This window comes from Chryseobacterium sp. GM_Chr_2 (assembly GCF_026540445.1).
Lineage (GTDB): Bacteria > Bacteroidota > Bacteroidia > Flavobacteriales > Weeksellaceae > Chryseobacterium.
Map to the genome: position 1 here is coordinate 155,964 of NZ_JALNUD010000009.1, position 16,810 is coordinate 172,773.

A 16,810-nucleotide genomic window follows, 5' to 3' on the forward strand; every position below is an offset into this window, starting at 1 on the left:
GTAGCTTCGCTCCTCGCAATGACCTACACTTTATTTCTTTGTCAATCTCGCCAAATAAGAATCCTCATCCTGCAAAACTTTCTCAATATTAAAACCATTATTTTCTGCAGCATTTTTCAATGTATAAAAGTCAAGATACAGCCATTTTATAGGCTCTTCCGATTCGCCTTTGTAATGAACAATATAATCTAATTCACCATAATATCCGCCTGCAGGAATATACACTCCACCATCGTAATCTTTATCGAACATATACAGAATATCCGTGCTGTCAATCAGGATTTGTCCGTTTTCATTTAATAAAGAATGAAGCTTTTTAAGGTAGATATCAATTTTCTCTAGACTTCCAAAAATACCTGTTCCGTTCATCAATAATAAGATAGTATCGAAAGTTTGACCTTCAAAATCCAGCATATTTTGAGAAACAGCTTTTTTGATTCCACGTAGTTGACAAACTTCAATTGATTTTGGCGAAATATCCAATGCAGTAAGATCCAGATTCTTTTCATTTTGGAGATATAAAGAATGTGAACCCGCTCCCGCTCCGATATCCAACGTTTTTCCTTGAGATAATTCCAAAGCTTTTTGTTCAATATCATTCATATCTTCAAAATCACGGAAAAGATAATCCACCGGAAGTTCGTCCAGCTCAGAAATTGAAGTTTCAGTCTGCAGATCTTCAGGATTTTCATCATGATAAAAATCCCAAATCGCTTTGCCCATTAAATCTTTCATATCTTATTTTAAAGCCGCAAAGATAAGATTTTGAATATTGAAAATAAACGAGCTTCCTTAATTTCTTGACGTTGTATAATTTTTTAGGAGCTATTTTCCCGCTTTCGCTACTCCCTTTTTCTAGGTTCGGCTCGGCGGCTTCGCCGCCGAGCCGAACCTAGAAAAGAGCTCAAACATACCGCTAAATCGCGGCTAGTAATTCAGTCTATAATTCAAAACCTAAAATATATATCTAGTTTGTCATCCTTTAAAACTCTAATCAACAATCAGTCTAAGATTTTTGATCCTAAGTCTCCACAAGAGCAAACTTCTAAAAAAATTAGAACACACTCAAATCATATTGTTTCACCAAATCAAGAATCATATGATAACCCGCTAAAGAATTTCCATGCCCGTCCAATGCCGGACTAAAAACCCCGATTCCGATTTTCCCGGGAACACTTACAGTAATTCCGCCTCCGACTCCGGATTTACTCGGTAAACCAACCGTTCGAGAATATTCACCGCTGAATTCATACATTCCTGCCGTCAGCATCTGAGATTCCACCAATCTGGCGATGTCTTTATTTTTGTATTTAGCATCTCCATCAAAACGAACACATTCATTGGCGAAGAAATAGCCTATTTTTGCCAAATCTTCTGTAGTAAGTTCAATAGAACACTGCTTAAAATAATTATCTAGTTGATCTTCATTTCCGGAAATCAATCCATTATTTTTCATCAGATAAAACATTCCGCGGTTACGGTGTCCGGTTAATTTTTCAGATTCATACACAGATTTACTGTACTCAATTGTAGGATTTTTGGTAATATATCTTACCATATCTAAAATTTTCAGGAAAGGTTTATCACCATCACCTGAAATCAGAGAAGTTGTGAGAATCGCCCCCGCATTCATCATCGGATTAAGAGGTTTTCCTGTAGTTTCAAGATTCGAAAAATGATTAAAAGGTTTATCAGATCCGAAATAACCTATTTTATCAAAAACATTGGCTTCTCCCCTTTCCGTCACCGCTACCATCAACGAAATGATTTTTGAAATACTCTGCATCGTAAATTTCTGCTTCACATCTCCGACATTCAATACTTTACCATCCTTTCCTACGACTGAAAAGGCAATCGATTTGGCATTCATTTTACCCAATTCAGGAATATAATCAGCCACTTTACCTTGCGTGTAATACGTTCTATTTTTTTCGAGAATTGTACTTAATGTTTTCTCAGAAATCGTGGAAATATCGGCTGCTTTTTGAGCATAAACTACCGTGTTAAAAGACAGAACCGCTGCAAATAAAATTCCTTTTGCAGATAAAAAGCTATATTTTTTCATATCGAATACGCACTATTTTACTTTTTCCAAAAGATAAAGTTTTGCCCCTGAAAAAGCCAATTTGGGCATTACATTTCCTTCCAGAACCATTGTTTTATTATTGACCTCAATTACCGAAATATAATTATTGGAATTGTATTCAATATAATTTTCCTTTTCTTTTGTTACAGGATTTTTACCGAATTCCAGAGAATATTTCACCCAGTCTTCTTTTTCAGAACTACAGTGTACCGGCTGAAATTTTGATCTTTTAGCCTTAAAAATAATCTGCTCAAAGCTATCTCCACATTCCGAAGTAAAAGAACTTTCAGGATTTTGATCTTTCGTAAAATCTTCAAAAGAACCGCGATATACACCTACGATCTTCCAGGTTCCATCTAGACGGTCTTCATCTATTTTTCCATTCGCCTTTCGAACCGCCCAACTGATGCCGTTTACTGTACCTTTCACCGCTTTATAACTTACGTTCACTGCGCCTTTTACCACTTTTGCAGCGGTAGAAACTACGCATGAATTTAATATCAAAGCAACTGAAGCCAACAAGATTACTTTTTTCATCATCTAATTTTTTATTTTCACAAAGATAATATTCCGAGGGTACCCGATGAAGAAATTAAGCATTAAATTTTTCTTCCAAATAATATTACCATCATCACGATTAACATTTTCTATTTTTTAATCGGCTTTATTCTTGCAATTATTTCCTAACTTGTCTAATTTAAAAATCGAAGAAAAGAAAATAGAACATCATTATTTTATGACAAATAAAGAATTTAATTTTCATAAAGGCTTCACTTTCAGCAAACATATTCCGGAGGAAATTTCGCATTTTGACAGAGTTTTTGATGTTTTCAAAGACCTTTTGACACACACTTCCGGGGATATTGAAGAAGCCTTCGAGTGGCTGGATATGCTGGACAAGGAATATGATATTTTTAATGATGAATATTCTTTGGAAGACTTTGAAGAAGACCTTAAAAAAAGAGGTTATATAAAAGAAGAAGATCCTGAAGACGGAAATTCGGGAACGGGAAAAGGTAAAAATATCCTGACTCCAAAACTGGAAGCTGCCTTGCGTGAATTTGCCTTAGATCAAATTTTTGGTAAACTTAAGAAAACAGGAATCGGGAATCACAGAACGACTAAAACAGGTGTTGGCGATGAAAAAGATGGCGAGAACCGTTCGTTCCAATATGGTGACGATCTTTCTTTAGTGAATATGACCGAAAGTCTGAAAAATGCCCAGATCAATAATGGAATTTCAGACCTTCGCATGACGGAAGACGATCTGATTGTGGAGGAAACGAAACATAAAGCGCAGATGAGCACGGTTTTAATGATCGATATCAGCCATTCCATGATTTTATATGGTGAAGATCGAATCACTCCGGCCAAAAAAGTGGCTATGGCTCTGGTGGAATTAATTAAAAGAAAATACCCGAAAGACTCAATCGATATTATTGTTTTTGGAAATGAAGCGTGGCCGATTAAAGTGAAAGATCTTCCTTATTTACAGGTCGGACCTTTCCATACGAATACGGTTGCCGGACTGGAGCTTGCGATGGATATCCTTCGTCGAAAAAGAAATACGAACAAACAGATATTCATGATTACCGACGGAAAACCAAGCTGCCTTCGCCTACCCAACGGTGAATTTTACAAAAACAGTGTCGGTTTGGATGAAATGATTGTTTCTCAATGTCTCAACAAAGCAGCACAAGCCAGAAAACTGAAAATCCCAATCACGACTTTTATGATCGCACAAGATCCTTATTTGCGACAGTTTGTGAAGGAATTTACAGCTCAGAATAAAGGAAAAGCTTTCTTAACAGGACTTTCCGGATTAGGTCAAATGATCTTTGAAGATTACGAAAAAAATAGGATTAAAAGGATTTAAAAGAGCCAAGGAAAAAGTTAAAAGTAAAAGGGTAAAAGTAATTTTACATTAAAAATATTTCAAATCGAATTCAATAAAAAATAATCAGATTATTAAGACAAATGAAAAACGATATTACATTTAAGGAATTAAAAAATTCAGGATATACAGATAAAACCATCAATCAGGAAATTCAGGCTAATTTAATTGCTAAAATTAAAGCTAAAGAACCTGTATTTGAAGGACTTTGGGGATATGAAGACACGGTGGCTCCTCAATTAAAAAAGGCAATTCTGGCAGGACATCACATCAATCTTTTGGGATTACGCGGACAGGCAAAAACGAGAATTGCAAGAAGCATGGTCAATCTTTTGGATGAATATATGCCGATTGTAAAAGGTTCAGAAATTAATGACAGTCCGTTTCAACCGATCTCAAAATTTGCGAAAGATCTGCTTGAGAAATTAGGCGATGAAACTCCGATCTCATGGGTTCACCGCTCCGACCGTTTCTTTGAAAAACTGGCAACTCCGGATGTGAATGTTGCGGATTTAATTGGTGACATCGATCCCATTAAAGCAGCTACTTTGAAACTTCCGTATTCTGACGAGCGTGTTTTACATTACGGAATGATTCCGCGTGCTAACCGTTCGATATTTGTATTGAATGAATTGCCCGATTTACAGGCAAGAATTCAGGTTTCATTGTTTAATATTTTGCAGGAAGGTGATATTCAGATCCGTGGATTTCAATTGAGAATGCCTTTGGATATTCAGTTTGTGTTTACGGCAAATCCGGAAGATTATACCAACAGAGGAAGCATTGTAACTCCGTTGAAAGACAGAATCGGTTCACAGATCTTTACCCATTATCCTACAACGATTGCGTTGGCAAGACAAATTACCGAGCAGGAAGCAGCGATCTCAAACGAAGACAGAGCACAGATCCAAATTCCGGGACTGGCGAAAGATTTGTTGGAAGAAGTGGCTTTTGAAGCGCGTGACAGTGAATATGTAGATGCGAAAAGTGGCGTGAGCGCAAGATTAACAATCAGCGCCATGGAAAATCTTTTTGCAGCAGCAAAGTTGCGTTTAATAGAAACTGGTGCAGAAAAAACGACGGTTCGTCTGCTTGATTTCATGTCGATAATTCCATCCATTACCGGAAAAATCGAATTGGTGTATGAAGGCGAACAGGAAGGCGCCGATTATGTAGCCAAAATACTGATTGACAAAGCTGTGATGGTACAGTTTGAAAGTATTTTCCCAAGAATTTCTAAGCTGGAAAAAGAAGGAATCAAAACGCCATATACTGATTTAATTCAATGGTTTAATAAAAATCAGCTGGAATTAAATTATGCCGATACAGACGAAGAATTTTACAAAAAACTAAGTGCAGTAGAACCTCTTAATAGAGTTGTGGAAGAAAATGCAGACGAATTTAGCCAAGAAGATAAAAACTTCTGCAAAGAATTGGTTTTATGGGCGTTAACGATTAGTAAAAAATTAGACAAGTCTGAAAATCAATCTGTTTTTACTTTTGATTCTGCAGATGTGAGACAGCTTTTTAGAAATTAAACAAATACATAATTAATAATAACACGGATTTACAGTCCGTGTTTTTTTGCTTTAAACTTTAAAACATTCCTAAATTGGGCGATTATTCTAAACCTCACAGGTTTTCGAAACCTGTGAGGTTTGTCCATTTTTAAACTTAACCTTATTGGCTCAGAAAGCTTTTTCTGAGCCTACAAACTTTTTTAGCCCCGATTGAAACGGCATCCTTTTTTGTTGCGGGCGCAGCGAAGCGGAGCCCGTAACAAAAAAGATATAGTGGAAAGCGGGAAAAAGCTTCAAATAAAATTAATATTGCATTTCGATGTAATTAAACAGCTTCTAAAAAAGCAAAACCCCACTTTACAATGAAAATGGAGTTTTGCAAATGAAAAACAAGGTATCTTTATATCGCAGGACCTGCTGCATCTTTTATTTCGTTCACTAATCTTTTTCTTTCGCGAAGTCTTTTTCTCGCCAATGCCGATTTTCCGTTTAATATTTTAACAAATCTTGCATATTCGAAACGTTCTTTTCCGAAATGGTGCGTGAAAACATAAATCAACACTCCCAAGCCCATCAAAATAATATATCCGAATATTTTTTTATTAGCTATAATAATGGCATTCAACTGAATAGTCTTCATATTAGCAGATACACTTTGTGGAGTTATCGTCATTCCATCCATATAAACAGCGAGATCTCCAATGGCAACAACCTGAAAATGATATTGAAACCAAGCGTAAATTGCTGAGAAAACTCCGACTGATAAAAATGTTCTCCAAACCAAGACCAATCCTATGGCAGCAAGCATTTCATCCAACTCCAGTTTATCAAGCGTATAAAACCAGACTGAAATGAATAAGGCGCCCATTCCGTATCCTTTTAAGAACATCGGTAAATACCAATTGTCATAACTGAATTCGAGCACCATCGAAAAGTACATCACCATCGCATAGCCCACCATTGCTGAAAATCCTGAAAAAATGAACATCTTTAGCGGAATTTCTTTTTTAAACCAAATGATGGCAATAACTCCGGCTAAAACCAGTCCGGGAATCATCAATAAATTTAATCTTGCATTAGTTAATTGGTCATATCCCAAAACTCCGACTGCAAAAGTGTTCTGAATAGAGGTTGTTCCTAAAAACATTCCGAGCATAAAAAGCATAAATAATCCGTGCTGAACATTGTTTTTAGTGAAAATTTTAAATGATATATAAGGTCTTTTCAACGTAAACTGACGAATCGCCAACAAGGCAAAACTCACAAAAGCGGCGATACTTGCATTGATAATATTTCTTGAATTGAGCCAATCCTGCTGTTTTCCAAACGAAAAAACATAGGCCGAAAACATAAATGTGGAAACGAAAAGTAAGATACTCAACCAATCAATATAATGCAACGGAACTTTTAATGCAAAATATTTATCGTGCATAAAAACCCAATGCAGCAAAGCCAAAATGAAGCACCCAACCGCCATGATCACATAAAAATGCTGCCAGTTGTATTGAATGGAAACTTCCACCGCATAATAGGCAGAAACCTGATTCATGGCTAAAACGAAGGTATAAAATCCGCCGTAGAACATTCCTCTGTTTCCGATCATGGCCATTAACGGTAAAAATAATTCAATCGTTACCATCATTTTTAAAAACCCGATCAGCAAAGCGGAAAATACGAAGATCATCGGTTCAAAAGTTGTTGAATTCAAATAACTCAACAAACCTAAAAGCACCAGTAAAAGTGTCATTTTATCACGAACTTTGTATCTCATTTTCATTCTCATCACAATCGGCATACACGCGCCCATCCCAATGGTAGTCGCATAATTCGCCCACATGAAGTACTCTGTCATCGCCCCGGTTCCACTCACCACATAGCTGATGTTTCCCGTATACACGCCCCCCAACGGCATTACCACCGCAAGAAGCAATACAATCAGCAAAAGCTGCACGGGTTTCGGAACCCAGTCGTTGTATAATCCTTTATTGTACATTTTTTGAATAAGAGCCAAGGAAAAAGTGGAAAGAGATAAGTAAAAATTACAGAAGTAAAAAATTTCAATAAATCAATCTAAATCCGTAATCTTCACTTTACTTAAATATTCAACATTTTACTTGGTTCATTTTACTTATTACTTGTTACTTATTAATGTTCACATTCACGTTCATTCCCGCGCTTAGTTTAGCCAGATCTTCTTTTTTATTGGAAGCCGTAAACTCTATTCTCACAGGAATTCTCTGTTGAACTTTGATAAAATTTCCGGTAGAGTTATCCGTCGGAACACTGGAATATCTCGAACCTGTAGCCGCTGAAATAGCAGTTACGATTCCTTCAAATTTTTGTCCGCCCAATGCATCGGCTGTCATCATCATTTTTTCTCCAATTTTGATATTCGGCATCTGGCTTTCCAGGAAATTGGCGGTTACCCATTTTTGTCCGTTCAGAACAATCGTAGCCACTTGCTGTCCGGGTTGAATCAATTGCCCTTCAGAAATCGTTCTTCTTCCCATTACTCCGTCATATGGCGCGGTGATTACCGTGTAAGATAGGTTAATTTTTGCCATATCCAATGCAGATTTTGTTCTCTTAATTTCCGCATCGTTAATCCCTAATTTACTTCTTACCTCCGTTGTCGACAGATTTGCAGACTGCTTTTGATTCACTAATGTTTCATACGCCGCTTTCTGTGCATCATATTCGGTTTTCACCTGGTCATACTGTTGTCTGGTTACGGCTTCTGAAGCCAACAGATTTTTATATCTGGTTAAATTTTGCTCTGCATTCCAAAGTCTGGCTTTTGCTCCTGCAATATTAGATTCCATTACGCTTACGTTGTTGGAAACGGTATTTACCGATGAACTAGTTGCTGTCTTTTGTGCCAAAGCATTCTGATAAGCCGCTTCTGCCTGACCTAATTGTGTTAAAATCTCGCGGTCATCAAGGATAACCAATGTATCTCCTTTTTTAACCTGTTGATGTTCAATGAATTTTATTTCTTTGATATATGCTGAAACTCTCGTATTGATCGGGTTGATAAACTCCTCAACCTGAGCCGCTTCGGTATACGTTTTGTCGCCCACGTGAAAATATTCACGTACCAGCCAGAATAATCCGAAACCAATCACCAAAAACACAATAATGTTGGAGATAATGGCTCTGATTTTATTCTTTTTATTTTCTTTCTTTTTTGCCACAGCACTAGATTGTACGGGTGCCGGAGCTGTATTTTGAGTATTTTGTTCCTTGTTTTCCATTGTTTTGATTTTCAGTTTTAAACTTTTTTCCTTGTGTTATTTATTTTAAACGCAAAGGGCGCTAAGATTTTTTTGACTACTAAATGTTATTAAGCTCTCAAAGGCGTTTCACTTAAAAAAGACCTCAGAGAATTTATTTACAGCGTTCCTGTAGATTTCAGAAGATTATAATATTGATACAACACATTGATTTCTGCATTGGCATAATCTAATTCTGACTGTAATTTTTGATTTTGCGCATCAATCATTTCTGCCTGTACTGCCAACTGATTCAAGTACTTAGCTTCTGTAATCTTATAGTTTTCTTCTGCTAAACTTTTAGCATCATTCAGAATATCAGCCTGTTGAATCGACTCTTGATATTTTACATACGCCGCATTCACTGCCATATCAATATTCTGCTGAGTCAACGTCATTGCATCATTCGCCTGATTTTTCTGAATTTCGCCCAACTTTACTCTTTCTTTCGTTTTATACAGATTATCAATATTATAGCTTAAAGAAACCCCCGTTTGCCAACCTCCCGAATACATATCCAGCACAGGATTTCTCGTCGTGATCGGTCTTTGTAAGGTATATCCTCCGAAACCTGATATCGTAGGCATTTTATCAGTCTTTATAATCTCAATATTTTTGTCTGCCACATCAATATTTGTTTTAGCAGATTTCATTAGAGGATTGCTGTCATGGGCAAGATTTACGTAATAATCCATACCGATTCCGGCATCTTTGCTTTCAACATTTTCAACAGGAATAATCTCAGTATCAGAAGGTAAACCCAAAGCAATACTTAAATTATAATTAAGGATCTTTTTATTATTCACCAACCTTAAAATTCCCTGATCTAAGTTTTTGATGGCCAGTTCACCACGAATCACCTCGTTTCTCGTCACCATTCCCTGCTGATAAAACTTCTGAATATTTTTCAGACGTTCCTGAGCCAGTTTTTTGTTGTTTTGAAAAACTTTCTGTTGATTGATGATTTTATAAACATCCAAATAATTAGAAATAACCAAAAATTTCACATCCTGCTTATTCTTTTCTAAATCTAATTCTGAAAGTTGCTCACGAAGTCCCGCCAGTTCAATCGATTTATTTACCAATCCTCCTTTGAAGATGAGTTGAGTCGCCTGAACAGCATAAGAACTTCCGTAATGAGGCATCGGAATAGTCGTAGAATTTGAAAAATCCTTATCAATTGCTAATACGTTTCCTAAATAGAATTGACTTGTAGAAGCCGTAATTGTCGGCAATTTTTGAAGTTTAGTAACGTTCGTATTTTGTTTCGCGATGTCGATATTTTGTGCCGAAACTTTCAACTGCTGATGATTTTGTACGGCGAGTTCGGCCACCTCATTCGCTGTCATCTGTTTTATTTCCTGTGAAAAAAACAGCGCAGGAAAGACCGCTATCATTAATGATAGTGCTGTTTTTATATTCTTTACCATTTTACCTTGTTTTACGAGTACAAAGTTAGGGTGATTACACCCTCAAACAAATGTTTGAGAATTGGAAAAAGATGTTCAAATGTAGGATTTTAGTTTTCGAACTGATTTCTGTACTGTGACGGACTTTCACCCAAATGTTTCTTAAAAAAATGTGAAAATGAGTATTGATCGCTAAAACCAAGAATAGACGAAATCTCCGATATAGGTTTGCTGGAAGAGTTTAAAAGCACTTTTGCTTCATTGATTACAATTAAAGCAATAATTTGGCTCGCCGACCTTCCCGTAATCTCTTTAATAACCGATGAAAGATGTCTGGTTGTAATCGACTGCCGTTCGGCGTAGAACTCTACTGTGCGCTCTGTGAGATGATGCTCTGCAAGATCATTCAGAAATACAAAAACAATCTCTTCCTGTCTCGACATTTGGTTCATAGAGCTGCTGTCTTCCTGAGAGATAATCCCTGCCATCTGGTAACAGAAAACAGAAAATAAATGCTCCACGATCTCCTTTTTATAGGCCATTTCCGTTTCAGAATCCAGAATATATTTAAGGAAATTGACACTTTTCCAGACCACATCCATTTCATCCTTATGAAAAGGAAGCCCAATATTCATTTGTTGCCTGAAATAGCGATACGTAATTAATCGATTGAATTTCAATGATAAAGCTGAAATAAATTCACGTTTATAAGAAACCATTCTCGACTGGAAATCCTCACTTACGGAAACCATTTCATAAATCGTCTGCGGATCGGTTACCATAAACATATTGGCAGAAAGTTCAAGATCACGAAAATGCTGTTTAAGCTTTATAGTGCCGCTTTTAATAAATATAAACGCAGGATTATCAGGTCGAAAAGGCTTATCGACAGCAATTCTTTCGAAAATATTATGTTGAGTAAAAATCTCAACCCCAAATTTTTCTAAGGCAGACATAGCACAAATGTAAGCAATCTCCTGAGCGATTACAAAAATTTATTATTTTAGTATTTTCCAAATTTCTACTATGAGAAAGATTGATTTACTTTTTGCTGAATATGGCGAAAGCCACAGAAACCCGACCAATAAGCTGATCCATTGGATCTGCGTTCCTTTGATTTTCTGGACGATTATAGGATTTATTTCACTCATTCCCTCAAAATCCATTGGTTTTAGATATATTGGTGAAATCAGTTACATAAGCCTTATCGCGATTGCATTAGTTACCCTTTTCTATATGCGCCTTTCTTTTTTGGTAAGTTTAATCATGCTATTTGTAATGATTTTAATGGAAAGTTTCGCTTATGGAATCAATATTCGTTTTGAAGAAAACTCTTGGATCGTTTATCTTTCTGTCTTCGTCATTACGTGGATTCTGCAGTTCGCGGGACATAAAATTGAAGGCAAAAAACCTTCTTTCTTAAAAGATTTACAGTTCCTTCTAGTAGGTCCGATCTGGCTTTTAAGTTTTATTCTTAAAAAGCTGGGAATCAAGTATTAGTTTTTTGTAAGGAAGTTAGAAGATGGAGGCTGGAAGTTTATGCAGCACAAAAACTTCCAGCGCCCATTTTCCATCATCAAGCTAATTAATCTTCTAAAGCATAAACTGCAAAACTTGCCAACCAGTGATCGCCTCCGTAATTTCCTTGGAATAATAAAGGAAGTCCGTTGTTTAAAAATATGGTTGCTGTTTTTTGGAATTCCTTTTTTAATGGATGATTATCAGGAAGAGATTTTGCAATTCCTTTCATACACCAGGCTTTTGTAAAGGATAAACCAACCAGATGAACGGTTTGATAATCAGACAAATCACTCACAACAGGAATTTTTTCAATATTCTCTAAACTTCGTTTTTCGTAGAAATTATTTAACCAAGAAATAAATTCTTTTTGAGGTAAAACTCTTCGCATTAAATCTGCAATTTCAAGGCTCGGCGAAAAGAAATCAGAACCATCCGGCTCAAGGTAAGCAGGCGTTTTTGTATTATTTAAATAAAAATATTTAGCCTTTTCTATTAACTGATTTTCAAAAGCTTTGTCGCCTGTTGCCCTTGCCCAATCTAATGCAAAAACCATTGCGAAAGCAGTATTCGGGTGAACTCCTGTTCTGTTTGGATAGGTTTGTTTTGGTAAAAAAGCTTTCCAGGAAGCTAAAATTTTATCCGTCAAAGGTTTTAAATTCTGATGCCAAACTTTCGCTTTTGGATTGTCCCAGGTTGCTAATTCTTCATCCAGTTTCAATAACCAAGCCCAGCCGTAGGTTCTTTCAAAAGTTCCCGTCAGTTGATATTTGGTGAAATAAGCTGCTTCCGTCTGAAGATTTTCTTTTTTAAATGAATTATCAAGAATATTTTCAATGTCTTTTGCAATCGATAAGTTGGGCTTTGTTTTTAATAAACGAACCAACATCCAATGCCCATGCACTGAGCTGTGCCAATCGAAACAGCCATAAAAACTAGGGTGCAGATCTTTTGGGGTTAAAGGAACTTCACCCGCATTATTAATAATATGCGCTGTTTTGTTCGGGTATTCCTGATTGATGCAATGAAGTGGTTTTTCGGATAATTTAATCGCCATTTCGTCTGTCAGCTTCGGAACTTCCTGTGCGAACATCGAAAATGGTAAAAATAGGATGGCTAAAAGACTCTTTTTCATTCAATAAAAATATAAAATAAATTCAATTTTTAGCCGTTTCTGGTCAGGTCAAGAATAAATTTATAAATTCATTCCCCTAAAATTCAATTGTTCTTTAAAATTTCAATCTGTTTCGGTTTTTACCTCTACTTTTGATAAGGTTCAAAAAAAATAACTCATGAAAAAATTATTGTTATCACTCTCATTTTGTACTCTTCTTATTCATTGTAAAAAGAATGAAACACAGGCTTTAAATGCCAGTTTAGTGGATATTGTTCAGGAAGATAAAGTAGCAAATTATTCACCTGCTGCCATTTCAGAAAAATCAGCCAGTGTAAATAAAAATCCGTATTTAAATACAAATGATACAATTTCCAAAAAAATCATTAAAAACGGTGAAATGACGATTCAGGTTGGCGACACGAAAAAAGCTCAGAATCAGGTGAATGAAATCGTAAAAAAGAATAATGCCTACATTCAGAAAGAAGAGTTTCGAAATACAGATACCGATGAAAATCTTAACTTAATAATAAGAGTTCCGCACAAAAATTTCGACGCATTAATCAATTCGTTTTCAGACGGAATGGGTTCTGTTTTATCTAAAAATATTTCATCAAATGATGTCACGGAAGAATATACAGATGTTTCCATTAAACTCGCCAATAAGAAAATCTATTTGGAAAAGTACCGGGATATGCTGAAAAGCGCTGCTACCACGAAAGACATGCTGGAAATTCAGGAAAATATAAGGGAACTGGAAGATGAAATTGATGTTTCAGAAGGCAGGCTTCGATTTATTGATGATCGCGTGAATTATAGCACTCTGAATCTTACTTTATATAAGGAAAAAGTAAGAAGTTCAATGACTTCAAAGATTGGTTTTGGAAGCCGTTTTGGAGATTCTTTCACAGAAGGCTGGAATAGTTTTATTGCTTTCTTTCTTGGTTTGACTTCACTTTGGCCGTTCTTTCTGCTGATTCCTGTTGTGATTTTTCTTTGGAGAAAATGGAGAAATAGGAAGAAAAAATAGTTTTTTATTATTAAAATGCTTCGACAAGCTCAGCATGACATTTCTCTAATATCAACCGTCTATTTCAACGGTAAATTTGTAGCAATGTGTCTTGCTGAGCCTGTCGAAGCATCTATTAAATGTTTTATTAAATTTTGAGATAAATATAATTCTAAAAACCTAGCATAAGCTTGCTACGTACATCACAATGACTATTTCCCTAATACAAAAACAGCAGGAATTTTATGAAGTTCTGGTTTTTGTTTTTGCCAGTCTTTTATCGTTTTTGTTTTGATGAATTCCTGTTCAGGATCGTTGATATTGGCCGCAATACAAAGCTTTGTATTAGGCGATAAAAATTTAACTAAATCTTCAAATAGCGCATTATTTCTATAAGGCGTTTCCATGAAAATTTGCGAATATCCCGTTCTCTGAACTAAGCTTTCCAAATGAACGATTTGCTTTTTCTTTTCTCCTTTATCAATTGGTAAATAACCATTAAATGTGAATTCCTGACCATTAAAACCGCTTGAAATTAATGCTAAAATAATAGATGAAGGCCCTGAAATAGGAATAACTTTGATATTTTTTTCATGACACCACTTCACCATCAAATTTCCGGGATCGGCAATACATGGAAGTCCGGCTTCGGAAAGCAATCCGAAATCCTGACCCTTCAGCATCAGTTCTTGAGCTTCTTTAATGTCAGCATTTTCGGTATATTTATCCAGCAAAAAAAGCTTCAGATCGGCTTGTTTTTTCTCAGGCGCGAAGAATTTCACCACTTTTCTGGCTGTTTTTTCGTTTTCAACAAAGAAATAATCCGTTTGCATGATATACTCCTTTATTACAGGCGAAAAATGTGTGATAGAAGTGTTTTCAGAAAGATAAGCAGGCAGTAAAAAAAGCATTATTTTAGTTATAAATTAGAAGTTGCAAGTTATGAATTATAAAATTACTGATGAATCGTTTGTAGCTGATTAAAAATAGCATCACATCCTTTATCAATAAGCTGGAAAACTTCTTCAAATTCCTTCATATCTCCCCAATAAGGATCAGGAACTTCTGCATTTTCATCATCATTCAAAGCCTCCAAAAACAGAGAAACCTTCTGGCGTTGTTCTTCGTTTTTAGCTTTTGAGATAACATCTGCCATCACATCAATATCCATACAATAAATCTTATCAAATTTATCAAAGTCAGCATTGGTAATGGGTCTTGATCTCTGTTGTGAAATATCAATCTGATGATTTGCTGCCGTTTTTATCGATCTATTATCAGGATGTTTTCCTTCGTGCATGGAAATTGTTCCGGCAGAATCTATCATAAAATGAGAAGGTACCTTTGTTTTCATAATCCCTTCTGCTAAAGGGCTTCTGCAAATATTACCAAGACAAACCATTAATATTTTCATACTGTTTTATTTAAAAATTAAAAGATTTAATGATTAAAAAATTATTGTATTAAACAAAAAATGAAGAATAAATTTTATTCTCCATTTTTATATTTTTAATTGAATTATTTCTTATTGCTTGATTTTCTCAGTCAAGTCTTTTACATACTTTTTGATCTCTTTATCAATTTTAGAAACATCTTTAATCGTATCACAAGCATACATTACCGTAGAGTGGTCTTTTCCTCCCATTTCTTCACCAATTTTGCTGAATGTAGAGTTTGTATATTCTTTTGAGAAATACATTGCCAATTGTCTTGGTAATGCAATTTCTCTTTTTCTTGTTTTAGATAAAAGCTGTTCTTTTTTGATTCCGAAATAATCGCAAACAACTTCCTGAATATAAGGAATATTGATAACCTTTTTCTGATTGGCAGCGATCTTATTAATGGTATCTTTTAATAATTCAAGGCTAAGATCTTTCTTATAAATGGTAGAATAAGCAATTACCGAGTTGATAACTCCAATAAGCTCTCTTACATTTGTTTTAGTTTCAGTTGCTAAGAAATCAAGCACATCATCCGGAAGAACAATTCCGTCGCGGCTTAATCTGTCTACAATAATCTGTCTACGCGTTGGCAAATCCGGTGATTTAATTTCTGCAGAAAGTCCCCATTTGAAACGGGAAACAATCCTGTCCTGAATATCCATAATATCAGCCGGAGCTTTATCCGATGTCAAGATGATCTGTTTTCCGTTTTGATGTAAATAATCAAAAATGTGGAAGAAACTATCCTGAGTCGCAGATTTTCCTGAAAGGAACTGAATATCATCGATAATCAAAACATCTACCATTTGATAGAAATTCGCAAATTCGGTCTGCTTATGAGCTTTAGCAGCTGAAATAAACTGCTGGATGAATTTTTCAGAAGACAGATACAAAACTACTTTATCCGGAAACTGGCTTTTAACTTCTAAACCAACGGCCTGTCCCAAGTGCGTTTTCCCAACTCCGTAACCACCATATAAAAATAATGGGTTGAAAGCCGTTGCACCAGGTCTTTTAGCGATAGATCTAGCTACGGTAGCCGCAAATTTGTTGCTTTCTCCTTCTATATAATTATCAAAAGAAAAGTCTGGCTTTAAGTTAGAATCAATATTTACTTTTCTGATTCCAGGAACCACGAACGGGTTTACTATATTTGACGAAAACCCTTGAGGCATCGTTTCCTGCATTTTTGGAGGAGGAACTGTTTTTCCCTTCATATTCATGGTAACAGGCTTTTCTAAACCGCTAGGTTTATTTTCCATTACAGAATACCATAGTTTCACTCCTTTTCCAATATTTTTCTTCAGGGCAGCAGAAAGTAAGGACAAGTAATTATCCTCAATATATTCCTTGTAAAAATCGCTCGGAACCATCAACGTAAGATTGTTCTGAACCAAAGAAATTGGCTGAACTTTATCAAACAGAAGATCGAAAGATTTTTCAAGCTTTTTTAAATCAGAATTATCTTCAGCCGCGTTTAAGTTATCACGCATAAACTGCAGACATTTCTGCCAAATCAACATTAAATTTTCATCCATAATTTACG

General features: G+C 35.7%; 15 protein-coding genes. 4 read left to right on the plus strand and 11 right to left on the minus strand.

The features are described 5' to 3' along the window. Nucleotides 1-30 precede the first annotated feature (30 nt). From OXQ85_RS14650 to OXQ85_RS14660, 3 genes are all read right to left on the minus strand, one after another. Nucleotides 31-735: a class I SAM-dependent methyltransferase gene (locus OXQ85_RS14650; RefSeq protein ID WP_267405425.1), complete on the minus strand. Its 705-nt coding sequence runs from the start codon at nt 733-735 to the stop codon at nt 31-33. A gap of 319 nt (nt 736-1,054) precedes the next feature. Continuing rightward, nucleotides 1,055-2,065 (minus strand): glutaminase A, encoded by a 1,011-nt coding sequence (glsA, locus tag OXQ85_RS14655; RefSeq protein WP_267405426.1) that lies wholly within the window; start codon nt 2,063-2,065, stop codon nt 1,055-1,057. A gap of 12 nt (nt 2,066-2,077) precedes the next feature. Then, the gene (locus tag OXQ85_RS14660) at nt 2,078-2,623 is read right to left on the minus strand and encodes a hypothetical protein (protein ID WP_267405427.1); all 546 of its coding nucleotides are present in this window, start codon (nt 2,621-2,623) and stop codon (nt 2,078-2,080) included. Nucleotides 2,624-2,822: 199 nt separating this feature from the next. Between OXQ85_RS14660 and OXQ85_RS14665 the strand changes: the two genes are divergently transcribed. After that, the gene (locus OXQ85_RS14665) at nt 2,823-3,962 is read left to right on the plus strand and encodes a VWA domain-containing protein (RefSeq protein WP_267405428.1); all 1,140 of its coding nucleotides are present in this window, start codon (nt 2,823-2,825) and stop codon (nt 3,960-3,962) included. Between the two features lie 101 nt (nt 3,963-4,063). Beyond that, on the plus strand, nt 4,064-5,518 hold the full coding sequence (locus OXQ85_RS14670) for a sigma 54-interacting transcriptional regulator (protein ID WP_267405429.1): 1,455 nt from the start codon (nt 4,064-4,066) through the stop codon (nt 5,516-5,518). 382 nt (nt 5,519-5,900) lie between these two features. On the opposite strand, the gene OXQ85_RS14675 is transcribed toward OXQ85_RS14670, so the two are convergent. The 4 genes from OXQ85_RS14675 to OXQ85_RS14690 form a co-directional block, all read right to left on the minus strand. After that, nucleotides 5,901-7,493 carry an MFS transporter gene (locus OXQ85_RS14675; protein WP_267405430.1) on the minus strand — a complete coding sequence of 531 codons (1,593 nt, stop codon included), beginning with the start codon at nt 7,491-7,493 and terminating at the stop codon, nt 5,901-5,903. Nucleotides 7,494-7,638: 145 nt separating this feature from the next. Then, a complete protein-coding gene (locus OXQ85_RS14680) occupies nt 7,639-8,754 on the minus strand; it encodes an HlyD family secretion protein (protein ID WP_267405431.1) in 1,116 nt (371 codons plus the stop codon). A 137-nt stretch (nt 8,755-8,891) separates the two neighbouring features. Next, on the minus strand, nt 8,892-10,202 hold the full coding sequence (locus OXQ85_RS14685) for a TolC family protein (protein WP_267405432.1): 1,311 nt from the start codon (nt 10,200-10,202) through the stop codon (nt 8,892-8,894). 89 nt (nt 10,203-10,291) lie between these two features. Beyond that, complete coding sequence (locus tag OXQ85_RS14690; RefSeq protein ID WP_267405433.1) at nt 10,292-11,137, minus strand: AraC family transcriptional regulator; 846 nt, start codon at nt 11,135-11,137, stop codon at nt 10,292-10,294. A gap of 70 nt (nt 11,138-11,207) precedes the next feature. On the opposite strand from OXQ85_RS14690, the gene OXQ85_RS14695 reads away from it, so the two are divergent. Continuing rightward, the gene (locus OXQ85_RS14695) at nt 11,208-11,681 is read left to right on the plus strand and encodes an Mpo1-like protein (RefSeq protein ID WP_267405434.1); all 474 of its coding nucleotides are present in this window, start codon (nt 11,208-11,210) and stop codon (nt 11,679-11,681) included. 85 nt (nt 11,682-11,766) lie between these two features. On the opposite strand, the gene OXQ85_RS14700 is transcribed toward OXQ85_RS14695, so the two are convergent. Continuing rightward, nucleotides 11,767-12,834, minus strand: coding sequence for a DUF2891 domain-containing protein (locus OXQ85_RS14700; RefSeq protein WP_267405435.1), 1,068 nt, complete (start codon nt 12,832-12,834; stop codon nt 11,767-11,769). 157 nt (nt 12,835-12,991) lie between these two features. Here OXQ85_RS14700 and OXQ85_RS14705 point away from each other — a divergent pair, with 157 nt between their 5' ends. Further along, entirely contained in the window at nt 12,992-13,843 is an 852-nt protein-coding gene (locus OXQ85_RS14705; RefSeq protein WP_267405436.1) for a DUF4349 domain-containing protein, read from the plus strand. A 191-nt stretch (nt 13,844-14,034) separates the two neighbouring features. On the opposite strand, the gene OXQ85_RS14710 is transcribed toward OXQ85_RS14705, so the two are convergent. From OXQ85_RS14710 to dnaA, 3 genes are all read right to left on the minus strand, one after another. After that, the gene (locus OXQ85_RS14710) at nt 14,035-14,733 is read right to left on the minus strand and encodes an SAM-dependent methyltransferase (protein ID WP_267405437.1); all 699 of its coding nucleotides are present in this window, start codon (nt 14,731-14,733) and stop codon (nt 14,035-14,037) included. 44 nt (nt 14,734-14,777) lie between these two features. Beyond that, nucleotides 14,778-15,236 carry a low molecular weight protein-tyrosine-phosphatase gene (locus tag OXQ85_RS14715; protein WP_267405438.1) on the minus strand — a complete coding sequence of 153 codons (459 nt, stop codon included), beginning with the start codon at nt 15,234-15,236 and terminating at the stop codon, nt 14,778-14,780. A 111-nt stretch (nt 15,237-15,347) separates the two neighbouring features. Further along, nucleotides 15,348-16,802 (minus strand): chromosomal replication initiator protein DnaA, encoded by a 1,455-nt coding sequence (dnaA, locus tag OXQ85_RS14720; RefSeq protein ID WP_267405439.1) that lies wholly within the window; start codon nt 16,800-16,802, stop codon nt 15,348-15,350. Nucleotides 16,803-16,810 lie beyond the last annotated feature (8 nt).

What these genes read in the sequence shown, in the direction of transcription:
- OXQ85_RS14650 (WP_267405425.1), bottom strand. Translation starts at nt 735, where the DNA reads ATGAAAGATTTAATGGGCAAAGCGATTTGGGATTTTTATCATGATGAA.
- glsA (WP_267405426.1), bottom strand. Translation starts at nt 2,065, where the DNA reads ATGAAAAAATATAGCTTTTTATCTGCAAAAGGAATTTTATTTGCAGCG.
- OXQ85_RS14660 (WP_267405427.1), bottom strand. Translation starts at nt 2,623, where the DNA reads ATGAAAAAAGTAATCTTGTTGGCTTCAGTTGCTTTGATATTAAATTCA.
- OXQ85_RS14665 (WP_267405428.1), top strand. Translation starts at nt 2,823, where the DNA reads ATGACAAATAAAGAATTTAATTTTCATAAAGGCTTCACTTTCAGCAAA.
- OXQ85_RS14670 (WP_267405429.1), top strand. Translation starts at nt 4,064, where the DNA reads ATGAAAAACGATATTACATTTAAGGAATTAAAAAATTCAGGATATACA.
- OXQ85_RS14675 (WP_267405430.1), bottom strand. Translation starts at nt 7,493, where the DNA reads ATGTACAATAAAGGATTATACAACGACTGGGTTCCGAAACCCGTGCAG.
- OXQ85_RS14680 (WP_267405431.1), bottom strand. Translation starts at nt 8,754, where the DNA reads ATGGAAAACAAGGAACAAAATACTCAAAATACAGCTCCGGCACCCGTA.
- OXQ85_RS14685 (WP_267405432.1), bottom strand. Translation starts at nt 10,202, where the DNA reads ATGGTAAAGAATATAAAAACAGCACTATCATTAATGATAGCGGTCTTT.
- OXQ85_RS14690 (WP_267405433.1), bottom strand. Translation starts at nt 11,137, where the DNA reads ATGTCTGCCTTAGAAAAATTTGGGGTTGAGATTTTTACTCAACATAAT.
- OXQ85_RS14695 (WP_267405434.1), top strand. Translation starts at nt 11,208, where the DNA reads ATGAGAAAGATTGATTTACTTTTTGCTGAATATGGCGAAAGCCACAGA.
- OXQ85_RS14700 (WP_267405435.1), bottom strand. Translation starts at nt 12,834, where the DNA reads ATGAAAAAGAGTCTTTTAGCCATCCTATTTTTACCATTTTCGATGTTC.
- OXQ85_RS14705 (WP_267405436.1), top strand. Translation starts at nt 12,992, where the DNA reads ATGAAAAAATTATTGTTATCACTCTCATTTTGTACTCTTCTTATTCAT.
- OXQ85_RS14710 (WP_267405437.1), bottom strand. Translation starts at nt 14,733, where the DNA reads ATGCTTTTTTTACTGCCTGCTTATCTTTCTGAAAACACTTCTATCACA.
- OXQ85_RS14715 (WP_267405438.1), bottom strand. Translation starts at nt 15,236, where the DNA reads ATGAAAATATTAATGGTTTGTCTTGGTAATATTTGCAGAAGCCCTTTA.
- dnaA (WP_267405439.1), bottom strand. Translation starts at nt 16,802, where the DNA reads ATGGATGAAAATTTAATGTTGATTTGGCAGAAATGTCTGCAGTTTATG.